Origin of the sequence: Paraburkholderia sp. SIMBA_053, assembly GCF_046534895.1 — a bacterium.
GTDB lineage: Bacteria > Pseudomonadota > Gammaproteobacteria > Burkholderiales > Burkholderiaceae > Paraburkholderia > Paraburkholderia caledonica.
Map to the genome: position 1 here is coordinate 1 of NZ_JAWRXU010001617.1, position 239 is coordinate 239.

The window sequence follows — 239 nt, forward strand, 5'->3', positions numbered from 1 at the left end:
AGAGCGCCTCGTCGACGCGACTGCCGACTCCGACGAGTTCGGACCGCTGCTCCACCCAGGCGTGGAACAGGGTGCCGAGCCGCGTCTGCCGATAGGGGCGTTCCGGCATGGGGCGCACGATCGACGACAGTGTTCCCGAGAAGTCGGAGACATAGTCCTTGAATCGCGAGGCGGGTACGCGCGTCGGGGCCTCGGCATCGGTTCCGCGCTGGCGGGCGGCGCGCTCAGCCAGCAGCCGT

General features: G+C 69.9%; 1 protein-coding gene. It reads right to left on the bottom strand.

The genetic code is table 11. The features are described from left to right. The coding region (locus SB753_RS41025; RefSeq protein WP_410805674.1) for a hypothetical protein at nt 1–239 on the bottom strand (239 nt) is incomplete at both ends.